Origin of the sequence: Akkermansia sp. RCC_12PD (assembly GCF_036417355.1) — a bacterium.
Lineage (GTDB): Bacteria > Verrucomicrobiota > Verrucomicrobiia > Verrucomicrobiales > Akkermansiaceae > Akkermansia.
In genome coordinates, this window is record NZ_CP143889.1 from 2,941,381 (window position 1) to 2,956,661 (window position 15,281).

At 58.3% G+C, this 15,281-nt stretch carries 10 protein-coding genes; 6 read left to right on the top strand and 4 right to left on the bottom strand.

The window, feature by feature from the left end:
• Window positions 1–38 precede the first annotated feature (38 nt).
• The gene (locus V3C20_RS12400) at window positions 39–1,196 is read right to left on the bottom strand and encodes an MFS transporter (protein ID WP_161981260.1); all 1,158 of its coding nucleotides are present in this window, start codon (window positions 1,194–1,196) and stop codon (window positions 39–41) included.
• Window positions 1,197–1,414: 218 nt separating this feature from the next.
• Here V3C20_RS12400 and V3C20_RS12405 point away from each other — a divergent pair, with 218 nt between their 5' ends.
• Complete coding sequence (locus V3C20_RS12405) at window positions 1,415–2,041, top strand: DUF417 family protein (protein ID WP_130082649.1); 627 nt, start codon at window positions 1,415–1,417, stop codon at window positions 2,039–2,041.
• 411 nt (window positions 2,042–2,452) lie between these two features.
• Here V3C20_RS12405 and V3C20_RS12410 read toward each other — a convergent pair whose 3' ends face one another.
• Window positions 2,453–4,324, bottom strand: a complete 1,872-nt coding sequence (locus V3C20_RS12410) for a M60 family metallopeptidase (protein ID WP_161981259.1) — start codon at window positions 4,322–4,324, stop codon at window positions 2,453–2,455.
• Between the two features lie 174 nt (window positions 4,325–4,498).
• Between V3C20_RS12410 and htpG the strand changes: the two genes are divergently transcribed.
• The 5 genes from htpG to V3C20_RS12435 all read left to right on the top strand — a co-directional run bounded on the left by htpG (window position 4,499) and on the right by V3C20_RS12435 (window position 13,613).
• The gene (gene htpG, locus V3C20_RS12415) at window positions 4,499–6,340 is read left to right on the top strand and encodes a molecular chaperone HtpG (protein WP_130082647.1); all 1,842 of its coding nucleotides are present in this window, start codon (window positions 4,499–4,501) and stop codon (window positions 6,338–6,340) included.
• A gap of 72 nt (window positions 6,341–6,412) precedes the next feature.
• Window positions 6,413–7,240 carry a potassium channel family protein gene (locus V3C20_RS12420; RefSeq protein WP_130082646.1) on the top strand — a complete coding sequence of 276 codons (828 nt, stop codon included), beginning with the start codon at window positions 6,413–6,415 and terminating at the stop codon, window positions 7,238–7,240.
• Between the two features lie 105 nt (window positions 7,241–7,345).
• Entirely contained in the window at window positions 7,346–8,452 is a 1,107-nt protein-coding gene (gene alr, locus V3C20_RS12425) for an alanine racemase (RefSeq protein WP_130082645.1), read from the top strand.
• Window positions 8,453–8,651: 199 nt separating this feature from the next.
• Complete coding sequence (gene polA, locus V3C20_RS12430; protein ID WP_130082644.1) at window positions 8,652–11,474, top strand: DNA polymerase I; 2,823 nt, start codon at window positions 8,652–8,654, stop codon at window positions 11,472–11,474.
• Window positions 11,475–11,570: 96 nt separating this feature from the next.
• Window positions 11,571–13,613 (top strand): alpha-galactosidase, encoded by a 2,043-nt coding sequence (locus V3C20_RS12435; protein ID WP_161981258.1) that lies wholly within the window; start codon window positions 11,571–11,573, stop codon window positions 13,611–13,613.
• A gap of 45 nt (window positions 13,614–13,658) precedes the next feature.
• Here the strand turns inward: V3C20_RS12435 and V3C20_RS12440 are convergent, their stop codons facing one another.
• The gene (locus V3C20_RS12440; RefSeq protein ID WP_161981257.1) at window positions 13,659–14,768 is read right to left on the bottom strand and encodes an HlyD family efflux transporter periplasmic adaptor subunit; all 1,110 of its coding nucleotides are present in this window, start codon (window positions 14,766–14,768) and stop codon (window positions 13,659–13,661) included.
• A 28-nt stretch (window positions 14,769–14,796) separates the two neighbouring features.
• On the bottom strand, window positions 14,797–15,252 hold the full coding sequence (locus V3C20_RS12445) for a YbjN domain-containing protein (RefSeq protein WP_130082641.1): 456 nt from the start codon (window positions 15,250–15,252) through the stop codon (window positions 14,797–14,799).
• Between the last annotated feature and the right edge of the window lie 29 nt (window positions 15,253–15,281).

The window sequence follows — 15,281 nt, forward strand, 5'->3', positions numbered from 1 at the left end:
TAATACCTAATCCTTAATATTAATGTCTCCCTGAAAAATTACACGTATCCCGGCTGGGCGGACATGCGGCCGGAAATCATGCCGAGCACGCAGAAAAATGTATAAACCAGGCAGAATGGCAGAAAGGAACCTTCCTGATGCAGGAAGGAGGTGAACAGCAGGCTCAGGAGGGCGCCCATAGTAAAGCCGATTCCCTGGGACATGCCGGAAAGCCTGATTGACTCGGAGGGAGTCCGGGCGCGTTCCACCATCAGAGCCATCCCGCGGCTGAACACGGTTCCCGTCGCCAGGCCGAACAGAATAGCCATCCAGAGAGCCCAGTCCAGCGGAAGATAAAGAATGCCCCAGCAGGAAAGGGCCGCCAGCGCCATGGCCATCACGATGAGCAACCCCCGTCCTCCCGTGGCCTTCTCCAGTGCGTGCGCGGAAAGCGTGGCGGGAAGTTGGGCGAACATGGCTACGGAAAGAATGAACCCGGCGTCCACGTAGCTCATGCCGCGCTGCCTCAGGAAGATGGGAATCCAGGTATAAAAGAAGTAGGCAGCCCCCACGCGGCTTAAATAAAAAATGGTGACCTGCCATGCCTTGCTGCTGTGCAGCAGATTGTGTCCGGAAGACGCCGGATCGCGCGAAAGCATGCCGACCGGATGCTTGAGGAAGTAGGCGCCCCATACCAGCATTCCCAGCAGAATGGGAATAATCCACACCCCCAGGCCGAAACGCCAGCCGCCCAGCATATTGGAGATGGGTACGGACAAGCCGGAGGCCACCGCGCTCCCCACCCCGATCATCGCGCTGTAAACGCCCATCATGGCGGAAGCGTGGTCCGGGAACTGGTGCTTGATCAGTCCGGGAATGGCCGCTCCGGCAATCCCCATGCCCAGCCCCATCAGAACCATGCCGCCGTACAGGCCCGCCACACCGTCCCAACTGCGCCAGAAAATGCCCGCCACCGCCAGAAGCTGGAACCAGAAGATGATTTTCCACGGAGTCATCCAGCGCGCGACGCGCGGAGAAATGGGAGCGGCCACCCCCAGCACAAACACGGGCAGCAGAGCGAACAGCCCTGAATTCTCCAGGGAAAGCCCCATATCCTTTTCAATCGTCCCCAACAAAGGATCGGGAGAATCAAACCCGGTGCGCAGGTTGAAGCAGACAATCAGAAAAGCCGCCAGCAACAGTACTTTGCCTTTCATAATCCCAGAAGAATCCGTCTTATCCATCCCATGTTATACAGCATCCCCGCCGCTTGCGTTCAAAACGCGTTTCCCGGCAGGGAATCCGTTTTTGCCGCCTGCCGGGAAACGGAAGCCTCCCTTTTTCCAGCCCGTGCGGCATTACGGAAATTAGAGAAAATTATTTGAAATTAGAATAATTCTCTTGACCTTGATACCTTCCTTTACTACGAGGAGATATGTTTACTTTACATTCATCTCCTGAAAAATGCCTTCATTATGCCGAACAATTGCAGAAACTGGGCATCAATTTCATCAGAGTGGCCATTTTTATCGTATTCGCTTGGATCGGCGGCCTCAAGGCCTTTCAATATGAAGCGGACGGCATCGTTCCCTTTGTGGCCAACAGTCCGATGATGAGCTTCTTCTACAACAAGGAGGCTCCGGAATACAAGCAGCACATGAACAAGGAAGGCGCCGTGGTGCCGGAAAACATCGCCTGGCACAAGGAGAACAACACCTACGGCTTTTCTTATGGGCTGGGAGTTTTGATCGTTTCCATCGGCACGCTGGTGCTGCTGGGCCTTTTTTTCCCGAAGGTGGGCCTGGCGGGAGACTGCCTGGCAATCATCATGACTTTCGGCACCCTGTCCTTCCTCATCACCACGCCGGAAACGTGGGTGCCCGACCTTGGAGGGCCGAACCACGGTTTTCCTTACCTGAGCGGGGCCGGACGCCTGGTGATCAAGGACATTGTCATCCTGGCCGGTGCAGTCACGCTGCTGGGGACGGATATCAGGCGCATTCTTAAAGCGCGCCTCGGCTGCGCGGCAGGGGAAAAATCCTGCAGCCGCCGGAACGACTAACTTTTCATACCTCGTTCCTGTTTCATCCCGCCCTTGCCGAAAGCCGGGACGGGAATTTTCTTTTCCACGGAAAGGAGTCATAAACAGATGCCAGGACGGTTTTTTAGAGAAAGAAGCCGTTTCCGTCCCTGGGACAGTACGCCTGATCAGATTCTGCCGGGCAGCGAACGACGCAGTCACGGCTCCCTTGTGTCCCGGACATCCCATGAATGGCTGATTCCTCCCCTTCTCAAATTCACGGGCCTTTCCCATCACTGATTCATGGCCCCCGTCAACACGATGGCCGGTTTTCAGGTATTCATAACAGGCTGAAAAAACACGTTTCCCCTTCTCCGGTCTATCCTCTCCATGAAAAAGCGCCGCCGTTCCTTCCGGAACGGCGGCGCCAGAACACGCTAACCTCTTAAGATATTATTTGGTTGGCCTCTTTCCATATACCAGGGTGCGCTTGCCGTCCCATGAGACAGCCTCAATCCTGGTAGAGCCTTCCGGATATGTCACCGTTGTGGAGGAATTGTCCTTGGAGTCCGTGCCGACCATCGTCGCGCGGACCAGTTCATTATCCTTGTAGGTTTCAAATACGACGACGTTTTTCCATACGTCATGGGAAATGATGCGGCGGTTGCCCTGCTCCGTAATGCCCTGATTGTAGGAACCGCGGACGGGGAGACGGTTTTTGTAGGCCTCCACACTGTTGACGGAGATGTAGTAGATGACCGGGCTTTCCGGCTTTTTGTACTTTCTGGCGTAGGCGACCAGGTTCCTGCAATCCGCTTCCGTGATGGTCATCCGGGCGCAGGTGTAGTCGTCCAGTTCCTGGTCAATAGGCTTGAGCATCCCGGTTTTCCGGAAGAAATCCGTCAGGTCCTGCCGGGAAACGTCGCATGCGTTTTTCATGAACGCCAGCTGGAGTTCACCATCCTTCTTGCCTCTGGTATCCATCTTGATGGCCTTGTAGAAGATGTCCGGATAAAAATCCGGATTCCCCTTGCCGGCCACCTTGAAATAAAGTTCCAGCTGCCACAGGGGGGCCAGCTTTACGAAGTGGTCATGCACCATCGGGCGGTTGTCGCCGCCGGAACGCTTGTCCGGGCCGCCCTGGATGAGCCAGTTTTCCCCCTTCACGATGCCGTTGTTCAGATACGCATTGAAACGGCCGCCAATCATATTTCCGTCGCCGCCGTTGATCCGTTCATGCTCCAGGCGCATGCTGGTGGGATTCAGCATGTAATTTACGTAGGCGGAATAAATGTTGTTGGTCACTTCCCCGGTAGAAACCCATTTCATCGCGGGCCGCACCTGGTTGACATGGCCGAATTCGTGGGCGATGCCCCAGGCGCTGCCGGGAATCTTGTCCGGATTGGCCACTTCCTTCATCGTTCCGTTGTGGAAGGCGGCGCCCGTGCCGTCCGCGTGCATGAATCCCTGCCAGATCACGCGTCCGAACATTCTGTTCTTGGGAAGCATCTTGTACTTGTACAGGCCCATGATCTGCTGTTCCATGCCGATGATCTTGTCGTACAGGGCGATCAGTTCCTCACCCTTGTCCGGGCAGACCTGCCTGAGCTCCTCCACCGGGTACACCAAGTGGACGCGGCTGCCCACGATGTCGATAACCTCCGTCGGGGAGTTTTCCAGCATCTTCTTCCAGTCGCTGTTCTTGTGCACGCCGCCCACGAAAACGCCGTTCACCTTGCCGGAGGGAATGGAGACCTTCACCTTTCCGGCTTTCTTGTAGTTGGGCGTGAAGTATTCGATATAGCCCAGCCCCTTGTTCTTGGCCTTGAAAATGTTGACGCCCGCCTTCAGCGGGTAGGAACTGCGGCCCCCGCCGCGCCCGAAGTTCTGGATGACCAGGGAAAGCTTTTCATCCTTGGGGTCTCCCATGATGACCAGCACGTCCTCTCCTTCTTCAAAGAAAATGCCCGTGGGGTTTTCAAATTTGCTGTACTGGCTGGTGCGCAGGCGGTCCGCCAGGTCCTTCACCGGTTCGTACGGTTCCGCCAGCATAGTGCGGGACTTGCTGTCGTACTTCTTGTCCGCCATCTGCTGGGCGATCCGGCGCACAAAGGGGTCGCGGATTTTCGCAATCCGGTCACGGTTCACGGCGGGCTTCAGCGCCACCATGAATTCATTCGTGAAGACATTGGAATCCAGCGCCTTCAGACCTTCTTCCGTAATGGGAGGCTGCTGAACCTCCTGGGCCGGGAGCATGCCGCCTCCCAGCCATCCGCAGACGGCCAGCAGAAGACACCCTTTTTTGAAAAGCTGTGAAAGCATCATGATTATAAAGTAATACTGGTGAGTTTGCGGAATTGTTTCAAGGAAAATTCCCCGCCGGACCGCCGGACCGGAAAAAAACCGGATTGTGTGACATGGGATGACGCCCAAAATGTTAAAAAGTGTCCACCCTCTTGACGGCTCTTCTATAATGGTGCCCGCAACACATTTTTCCATATGAATACAGAAACACATCAATTTCAGGCGGAAGTCCGGCAGCTGCTGGACATTGTCATCAATGCCCTTTACAGCGACCGCGAGATTTTCGTCCGGGAACTCGTCTCCAACGCTTCGGACGCCCTGGAAAAACTGCGCGTGAAACAGTTGACGGACTCCAACATCTACCAGCCGGACAAGCCGCTGGAAATCAGCATCACCACGGACAAGGACAACAAGACCATCACTATCGCGGACACCGGCATCGGAATGGCGGAAGCGGACCTGGTGGAAAACCTCGGCACCATCGCGCACTCCGGCACCAAGAAGTTCCTGGAGGCGCTGAAGCAGAAGCAGGAAGGCGGAACCGACCTGATCGGCCAGTTCGGCGTGGGGTTCTACAGCTCCTTCATGGTGGCGGAACAGGTGGAAGTGTTCACGCATTCCCATGAACCGGAAGCCGCCTCCCTCCGCTGGGTATCCGAAGGCCGGGAGGGCTATTCCATTGAAACGCTGGACGAGCCCCTGGACCGCGGCACCCGCATCGTCATCCACCTGAAGGAGGAATACGCGGAGTTCTCCCAGGATTACCGCGTGAAGGAACTGCTCCGCCGTTATTCCAACTTCGTGGCCTTCCCGATCAATTTCAACGGGGAGCACATCAACACCGTGCAAGCCATCTGGTCCAAGTCCAAATCCGACGTGAAGCCGGAGGAATACAACGAATTTTACCAGTTCATCTCCCACACGGACGAGAAGCCCCTTTCCTACATGCATTTCAGCGCGGACGCGCCCATCATGCTCCATTCCCTGCTCTTCATTCCGCGGCGGAATCCGGAAATGTTCGGCTTCGGCCGCGTGGACCCCAACGTGTCCCTGTACTGCAAGCGCGTGCTGATCGACGCGAAACCGGAAGGGCTGCTGCCCGACTGGCTGCGCTTCCTGAACGGCGTGGTGGACAGCGAAGACCTGCCCCTGAATATCTCCCGTGAAATGCTCCAGGACAATTCCCTGGTGCGCAAGATCAGCGACATCATCACCAAGCGCTTCATCAAGCATCTGGAGAAGCTCGCCAAGGACGAAAAGGAAACCTACAAGGAATTCTACGCCCAGTTTTCCCGCTACCTGAAGGAAGGCGTGGTGACCTCCTGGCCGAACAAGGAATCCCTGGGCAAGCTGCTCCGGTTTGAATCCACCGCCACGGACCCGGGGGAAACGACCTCCTTCCAGGAATACATCACCCGCATGAAGGAAGGCCAGACGGCCATTTACGCCCTGACCGGCCCCTCCCGCGCCCATCTGGAAAACAGCCCGTATCTGGAAGCCTTCAAGGCACGCGGCTATGAAGTGGCCTTCTTCACGGACCACGGGGACGAATTCGTACTGGATTCCCTGTCCAGCGTGGACGCTAAGCCCGTCACGATGATCGACCGCGCGGACGTGGAACTTCCTGAACTGGAAACGGAACGGAAGGACGCCCTGCCGCAGGAGGAAGCCGCCGCCCTGGAGGAATGGCTGAAAGAACTTTATCCGGACAAATTTTCCAAGGTTACCCTGGGCAAACGCCTAGTCAGCGGTCCCGCGGTGGCCCTGCAGAGTGGCAACGACATGGGGCCGGAAATGAGGGCGTACATGAAGGCCATGGGGCAGGAAGTTCCGGAAAGCCATCCCCAGCTTGAATTGAACCCCTCCAATCCCCTGGTCAAGAAACTTTCCGTCCTGCGGACGGAGAACCCGGAACTGGCCCAGATGGTCGCGGATCAGATCGCGAACACGGCCCTGCTCCGCGCCGGTATGCTGGACGACCCCGCCGTGCTCGCCCAGTCCTCCCAGACGCTGATGGAACAGCTTCTGCTGAAGTAACCCAGCCGGAGGTTCATCCCTTCAAGCCGCTTCCCGCCATCCGGGAGCGGCTTTTTACTACCCTTCCCCACCATGGCTCAAGGCGCAAAAATTCCCCGGCACTTCCTGTTCCTGAAACTGGCATATGAAACGGCCATGTGCCTGCTGGCCCTGGTGGCCGTCACGCTGGCCGCCATCGACCTGACCTCCGGAGCCGCGGAATGGGAAGTCACCGTGGACCGTGTCATTTACTGGATATTCGTCCTGGACTACGTCACCCGTTTTTTCCTCAGCCCCTCCAAATGGCTCTTCATGAAAAGCCACGTCTGGGACCTGCTGGCCATCATCCCGTTCGATTCCCTGTTCCGGCTGTTCCGCTTTGCCAAACTGGAAGAGATCCTGCGGCTCGCCAGGTACCTGGACCTGTTTTCCTACTCCATGCGGTTCTCCGCGCGCATCCGGCGTTTTTTCAATACGAACGGATTCAAGTACATCTGCATTGCCGCGCTGACCATTATCCTGCTGGGGGCCGTAGGCATCCATCTGGCGGAGGGCATGAGCCTGTCCAACGGCATTTGGTGGTCCTTCGTCACGGCCACCACCGTGGGCTACGGAGACACCTACCCAATCACCACGCCGGGCAAGTTTCTTGCGGTCTTCCTGATGATTACCGGAATCGGCTTCGTGGGGACGCTCACCAGCACCATTACTTCCTTCTTCCTGCATACCCACGCAGGGGAAGAATTGCCATACCGGGAGGAAGTGATTGAAGGTATCAAGGAAAAGCTGGACCACCTTTCCTCCATGTCCGATGAAGACATAGACACTCTGGCGGCCATGCTGAAGGCCCTGAAGCACGATCAGCACTCCTTCTCCGAGCCTGAAACGCTTCCGGAAACGCATGCGGACGGTTCAAAGTAACGACTGACAAAAATCCGTCTGGCATTACGCGCGCAAAGACGGACAATCTTTCGCGTTTGGGGCGTTCGCGCCCGCTTTCCTTTCAACCAGCCGCCTTTCTCTGCCATGCCAGCCACCAGCCCTCCCCGCGCCTGGGCCGAAATCGACCTCGGAGCCATCCGCCACAACCTGAACGTCGTCAAGCAGGCGGACAAAGGGGAATATTACATGCCCGTGGTGAAGGCGTCCGCCTACGGCCACGGTCTGGAACAAGTCTGCCGGGCACTGGACGCGGAGGGGATCGCCTTCTTCGGCGTCGCGAACGTGGGGGAGGCACGGCGCATCAGCCAGGCGGGCTGCCGCACGCGGCCGTACATCCTGGGCCCCTCCTTCCCGGAGGAGCGGGAGGAAATCGTGCTGAACGGCTGGCGCTCCTTCATCTCCACCATGGAAGAAGCCGTGCATTACAATTCCCTGGCACGGCTGTACGGGAAAACGCTGCCCATTCATATTTCCGTGGACACAGGCATGGGCCGCGGCGGGTTCCTCCCGGACCAGCTTGAAGAACTGCTCTCCCGCCTGGGGGAACTGGACAGCCTGTACATGGAAGGACTGGGCGCCCACCTGCCCTGCGCGGACGAGGACCGGGAAACCACCCTGGAGCAGATAGCCTGCTTTGAACGGATGGCGGCCCGCATCCGGGAAAGACTGCCGCTGGAATTCTGCCACCTGGCCAACAGTGCCGCTTCCCTGGATTACGATATTCCCTCCAACAACCTGTGCCGCCCCGGCCTGGTCCTGTACGGCTTTTCCCCCATTCCCTCCCCATGGGAAGCGCAGTTGAAGCCTGCCATGTCCCTCTTTTCCCGCCTGACCGTGGCGCGCACCCTGCCGGCAGGCCACGGCATTTCCTACGGGGGCACCTTCGTGACGGACCACCCCACGAAGGTGGCGACTGTGGGCATCGGCTATGCGGACGGCTATTTGCGTTCGCTGGCCCACAAGGGAGCGCGCGTCATGGTGGAAGGCATTTCCTGCCCCCTGCTGGGCCGCGTCACGATGGACCAGATCATGGTGGACGTCAGCCGGGTGCCCAGCCCGGAGCCCGGCATGACCGTGGAAATCATGGGGCCGAACATTCCCGTGACGGAATTGGCGGAAAAGGCGGGCACGATTTCCTGGGAAATATTCACGGGCATCGGCCCGCGCGTCCCCAGGCATTACACGCACTGATTTTTCCGGAGCGCCGGATAAACCGCCCTTCCGGATGAAAACCGCGCCCCCGCGCGGCGCACGCCCCGGAAAGGCATTCCATCCTCGTCCGGCCGGACCTTGCGCCGCCATAAGGCTTGCGGTATGCCGTCCATCCGGAAGGCACAAGCCGCATTTAACTGTCGCCACCTTCCGGCCGGAATGGTACATTGGCGCAGAAATGACTGAATCCACTCCCAAGCGCCTTTTCATCCTGGACGGCATGGCTCTGGCATACAGGGCCCACTTCGCCTTTTTCTCCAATCCCATCCGCAATTCCAAGGGAGTCAACACATCAGCCGTTTACGGCTTTGCCAACACGCTGCTGTCCATTCTGGAACAGGAGCACCCCACCCACATCGCGGCCTGTTTTGACACCTCGGCCCCGACGGCCCGCCACAAGCTCTACCCTGAATACAAGGCCAACCGGGAATCCATGCCGGAAGAGCTAAGCGTTCAGATTCCCATCATTTTCAGTCTTCTGGAAGCCATGAATATTCCCATTCTGCGCTATGAGGGATATGAGGCGGACGATACGATAGGCACGCTGGCACGCATCGCGGACGATACGAAGGAGTTCCACACCTACATGGTTTCCCAGGACAAGGACCTGGGCCAGCTTATTTCCCCCTCCTGTTACCTGTGGCGGCCCGGCAAGCGCGGCAACGACCACGAGGTGATTGACCTGGAAAAGCTCAAGGAACAATGGGGCATCGAACGGGCGGAGCAGGTGATCGACATCCTGGCCCTGATGGGCGACAGCTCCGACAATATTCCGGGTCTGCCCGGCGTGGGGGAGAAAACGGCCAAGCTGCTGATCGGGGAATTCGGCTCCGTGGAAAACCTGCTGGCAAATACGGACAAGTTGAAAGGAAAGCGCAGGGAGATCGTGGAGGAGAACGCCGCGCTGGCAACCCTTTCCAAGGAGCTTGCCACCATTGACAGGAACGTGCCCCTGACCGTAACCCTTGACGAGCTTGTCAAGAAGGAGCCCAGGCCGGACGAACTGCTGAGCCTCCTTCAGGAACTGGAGTTCCGCGCCATGCAGGCCAAGCTGTTTGGCAGGAAGGTTCCGGCCGCCAGAGCGTCCGCCCCCCTTCCCGCAGACGATTTGTTCGCTCCCGCCCAGCCGCGGGAGGCTTCCGTCACGGCCGCCCCGCCTCAGCAGACGGGAACGGGACAGATGGAATTGTTTGAAGAGCGCCAGCTGAAAACCGTGGACGACATCAGGCACGAATACATCATCGCGGACACGAAGGAGGCCCGCGACGCCATGATCGCGGAACTGAACAGGCACGATTCCTGGTGTTTCGACACGGAAACGACGGGTCTGAATCCGATGACGGACACCCTGCTGGGCGTCTCCTTCTGCGCCGAACCCCACAAAGCCTGGTACCTGCCCGTCTCCGGTCCGGAAGACCTGGAAGCGGTGAGGCCCCTTTTTGAAGGCTCCGCGGAAAAAATCGGCCACAACCTCAAGTTCGACCTCCAGGTGATGCGCGCCCACGGCATCCACGTATCCGGCCCGTTTTTCGATACGATGCTGGCCCACGCGCTAATCGCGCCCGGCATGAAGCACGGCATGGACATTCTGGCGGAATCCCTGCTGCAGTATTCCACCATCAAGTTGAGCGACATTGCCCCGGCGGGGGCCAAAAAACGGGAACTGGACACGAAGAATATTCCCGTGGAAGTGATGGGCAGGTATTCCGCGGAAGATGCGGACGTCACCCTTCAATTGTCGGCCATTCTGAAGAAACAGGTAGCGGACAGCGGCATGCAGGAATTGTTCCGCACGGTGGAACTTCCCCTGCTGCCGGTGCTCGCAGACATGGAATTCACGGGCATCCGTGTTCTTCCGGAATCTCTGGAAAAAGCTTCCGTCAAGGTGGGGGCCATCATTGAGGACCTGCGCACAAAGATCGAGACGGCCGCGGGCCACCCGCTCAACCTGAATTCCCCCAAGCAGCTCGGCGATTTCCTTTTCGGGGAACTGGAGCTGGTGAAGAAGCCCAAAAAGACGAAAACCGGGCAGTTCGTCACGGATGAGGAAACCCTTTCCGCCCTGGCGCCGCTCCATCCCGTCGTGGAAGACATCCTGGCCTACCGGGAAAACATGAAGCTGAAGAGCACCTACCTGGACGCCCTGCCCAAGTACATCTGCCCGAAGGACGGCCGCATCCACACCCAGTTCCACCAGATGCTGACGTCCACGGGACGGCTGGCCTCCCAGGATCCCAATCTGCAGAATATTCCGGTACGGACGGAACAAGGGCGGCTGATCCGCACGGCCTTTGTTCCCGCCTCCGGTGAATACACCATGCTTTCCGCGGACTATTCCCAGATTGAGCTGCGCATCATGGCCGCCATGTCCGGAGACCCTGCCATGTGCGAGGCCTTCAAGGAAGGCCGGGACATCCACACGGAAACGGCCTCCCGCGTGTACGGCATTCCCCGCGACCAGGTGGACGCAGTCATGCGGCGCGCGGCCAAGACAGTGAACTTCGGGATTATCTACGGCATTTCCGCCTTCGGGCTCTCCCAGCGGCTGGGCTGCCCCCGCAGCGAGGCCGCCACCCTGATTGAAAATTACTTCCTTCAATTCCCAGGCGTCAAGACCTTCATGGAAGACCTGGCGCACCAGGCGGAACAGAAGGGATATGCGGAAACTCTCCTGGGGCGCAGAAGGATCATCCCGGATATCAATTCCGCCAACAGGACCATCAAATCCGCCGCGGAACGCACCGCCATCAATGCCCCCATCCAGGGAACTGCGGCGGACATGATCAAGATTGCCATGATCAATGTGGACAAGTTGCTGGAAGGCACCCGGTCCCGGCTTATTCTCCAAATTCACGACGAATTGCTGGTGGACCTGCACAAGGAGGAAACGGACCTTATTCCCCGCATTGAGGCGGCCATGACGGGCGCCCTGCCCCTGCCCAACGGCGTCCCCATCCTTGTGGAAGCCAGAACGGGGGACAACTGGCTGGAAGCCCACTAGGAATTTCCCGGCGACAAGGGGCGCACGATACAGCCCCCGGTCCGCGCCGGATTTTTGAATTGACGAATGCCGCCGCATGGCGGATTCTTCCGAATCATGCATTCATCATCTCTTCCGGCGCTTGCCCTGACTGCCTGTTCCTGCATCTGCCTTCAAGCCGCGACGGCCTCCGTAACGTACCCGGGAACAGCGCCCGGCGCGGCGGCAGCCCACCGGGAGGGGGATGTCTACAGCTTGAGCAATAATGTCCTGACCGCTTCATGGAAGGTTTCCGGCAACAGGCTGGTTCCTATGGGAATCGTAAATAAAGAACGGCCCTCCGGGGCGGAGAATGCAGTCCCCAGAGAACAGGCTCCGGAGTTATTCCGTCTTTCCACGGAGAAGGAAGATTACAATCTCCCCTCCTCCCGGTTTGTGATGGAGGGGGCTCCCTCCATAAGCGCCCTGAAAGGGAGCGACGCCAGTCCCCGGCTGGGGGAACGGCAGGAAGGAGCTGTGGTTTCCGCCATTTTCAGGGATAAAAAGAGCGGGGTGACGGTCCATTGGAAAGCGGAATTGAGGGAGGGTTCCTCCTACGTCAAGGAAACCTACAGGATTGAAGCGTCCAAGGATGTGGATTTGAAGAAAATCCAACTGATTGATTTGAAGGACCCCACCTTGGCCGTGAAAGGTTCCGTGCCGGGCAGCCCCCTGGTCAGCGAGAGGGAAGGCACGTTTGCCGGAATTGAACTTCCCGTAGCCAGGGCTCAGGCCGGAGGAGGAACGGGGACCGTCGGGTTTGACTGCAACCTTCCCATGGGCAGCGGAAGTGTCCAGACATTTACCACGGTGCTGGGCGTATGGCCGGAAAACCAGTTGCGCCGCGGCTTCCTTTATTATCTGGAGCGGGAACGGGCGGCGCCCTACCACCAGTTCCTGCATTACAACGGCTGGTATGACGACGGCCTGGACCCCACGGAGAAAACGCTGGTCAAGACAGCCGGAGAATACGGGAAGGAGCTGGGAGCGCGCCATGTCAAACTGGACGGCTTTGTGCTGGATGACGGGTGGGATGACGTCAACGAAGACCTCTGGCAGCCATCCACCAAAAAATTCCCGCACGGGTTCGGCCCCGTAGTCAAGGCGGTGGGCAGGATTCCTTCCAGCTTCGGCATCTGGATTTCTCCGCTGGGAGGGTATTTCGGCCCGGAAAAGAGGGTGCAGCACGCCAAGGACAAGGGCATCCTGCCCGAGGACGCCGCAGGATTCGACCTTTCCTGCCCCAAGTATTACGAATGGTTTAAAAAACGCTGTTCCGACCTGATGAAAAAGGACAAGGTGACCTACTTCAAATGGGACAAGGCCGGAGACGGCATCAGCCCCCACTTCATGGCCCTTCTTTCCATCGCCAGCGAACTGCGCCGGGAGAATCCCCGCCTGTTCATCAACACGACGGTAGGCACCTGGCCCTCCCCCTTCTGGCTCAACCATGTGGATTCCACCTGGCGCAGCGGCACGGCGGATGTGGGCTGGACCGGGAAGGGAAATGACCGCGAGCAGTGGATCACGTTCCGCGACGGGGCCTGCTACAACGTCATTGTCAAGCCCGGTCCCCTTTATCCCCTGAACTCCATCATGCACCACGGCATGGTGCTGGGTACCAAGTTCCAGGCGGAGCGCGTCAGCAAGGGAGAAGACGGCAAGCAGGACAACAGGGACCTGAAGAACGACGCCCGCATTTATTTCGGCTCCGGAGCCAATCTTCAGGAGCTTTACCTCACGCCGTCCATGATGGACAAAAAGGCGTGGGACGACATCGCGGACGGAGCACGCTGGGCGCGGCGCTTCCAGGACATCCTGGCCGATGTGCACTGGGTGGGCGGTAATCCGAATCGATTGGAACCCTACGGCTATGCGGCCTGGAGTCCGCAAGGATGTACTTTGGCCCTCCGTAATCCGGACGACCAGCCGCGAACGATCGTCCTGGACGCCGCTACCGTCTTTGAACCGGTGAAGGGAACGCCTGCCGTTTTTTCCATGAAAGCCTCCTATCCGGACCAGCGTGTTAAAACGTTGAAACTGGAACAGGGCAAGCCGGCTTCTCTGGAGCTTCAGCCCTTTGAAGTGCTGGTGTTCGACATGAGGACGGACAGACACTAACGCATGGGCCGCCGGCCTCTGAACACTAATTAAATATATATCTAATTAAAGAACCAGGGCATCTCCGTCCTGGAATTCCGGAATGGTCACCAGGGCTTTTCCGTCTTTCAACGCCACCACCTGCACCTTGCGCTCCTGCATTCCTGTCGGAGTCTTTACCTGGATGGAGCTCCCATCCCTGAAGGCGACTGAAGGAATCCAGACGGAGCCGGGAACATTTATCTTCATTTCCACCTGAAGAGCCATGTTGACGGGAGCAACCTGCCATTCCGCCACGTGGGATTCATTCGGGTCCAGGGCGGCGATCAGGATGGCGGAATTTCCGGTAGGGTCCAGGGCGGAATCCACCGCCGTGACGCGGCCGCGCCATTGCAGAAGCTTCCCGTTTTTCAGCGTGCAGGAGGCCGTCAGGGGCACCCTCACCCTGCCCTGTTCGTCCCTGGGCAGGGCGGAAAATTCTTCCAGCGGCACGGGAATGCGGATCATCCGCTCCTGAAGAGGGATGATTTTCCCCACCGTCTGGCCGGCCACCACGCGTGAACCCAGCCCCACGGAGCATTCCACCACCTGGCACGTATAAGGAGTGTGGAGAACCGTATCCCGCAGGGCCTGTTCCGATTCCTCCACATACGCCTCCGCGGCGTTCAGCCGGGCATTCACGGCGCGCCTCTGCGGCACGCGGAGGACCAGCTCGGAGTCCCGGCCGCTTTTGGAGACGGAACTGTACGTTTTTTTGACGGCTTTCAATGCCTCCGCCTGTTCCGTGGACACGTCCAGGCGCGCCTGTTCCAGTTCCGCCTGAGCCTTGGCCAGCCTGGCGCGGTATTCAAACTTTTCCAGCTCCACCAGGGGAGTCCCCTTCAGGATGATTTCTCCGGGCCTGAACAGGGAGTGCACCTTGTCCACCTTGCCGGAAACACCGGGGGAGAGCATCGTGAGGTGTGCGGCCTGCACCAAGCCTCGCGTCGTAATTTCAAAGGAATTATCCTGCAATTGCAGGGGGAGAATGGAGCGCTGCGCCGTCTCCGTCCCGCTGTCTGCGGATTCCGTTGTTTCCGGCTCCGTCACAATGGCCGTCCCTATCAAAAGGACGGTGATCCCCAGGCCTACGCCTATGGACAACCATGTTCCCTTTTTTTGGGGAGCTTCGCTCATGAACAGCATTGCGAGAGGGAAGCCGCCTTTACTTGGGATATTCCGTTTCCATGATGTGGGAGTAGGCTTCCGCCGTTTCCACAGCCACGGTTTCAATGTTCTTCATCAATTGGGCGAACTGGGCTTCGCTAAGATCCATTCCCTCCAGTACAAAGGACTGACGGTAATAAACGTACCCGCTGTTGGGGTCCAGCTGGAAGGCGCCGGCGGTCTGGTCCGCATTAAGTTCACTCAGGATGATGCTGACTTCCACCCGGCGGCTTTCGGGGACCTTGGCGGCGAAGAGGACGTCAATGACCAGCGTTTCCGGATGTTCGATCATCGTGTACAGAAGGCTCACGGGCGTGAACGTGTCACAGGGAACGAACGCAATGCCCGTTCTGATTTCATGATTGTCCGCGGAGGTGATCCATTCCGTCTCTTCCCCTCTCTTTCTGAGAACGGTATACACACGGTCCAAAAGGTTGAGCTGCTGGTTTTCCATATTGAAAATTGTTTACAGGAGGGTTTATT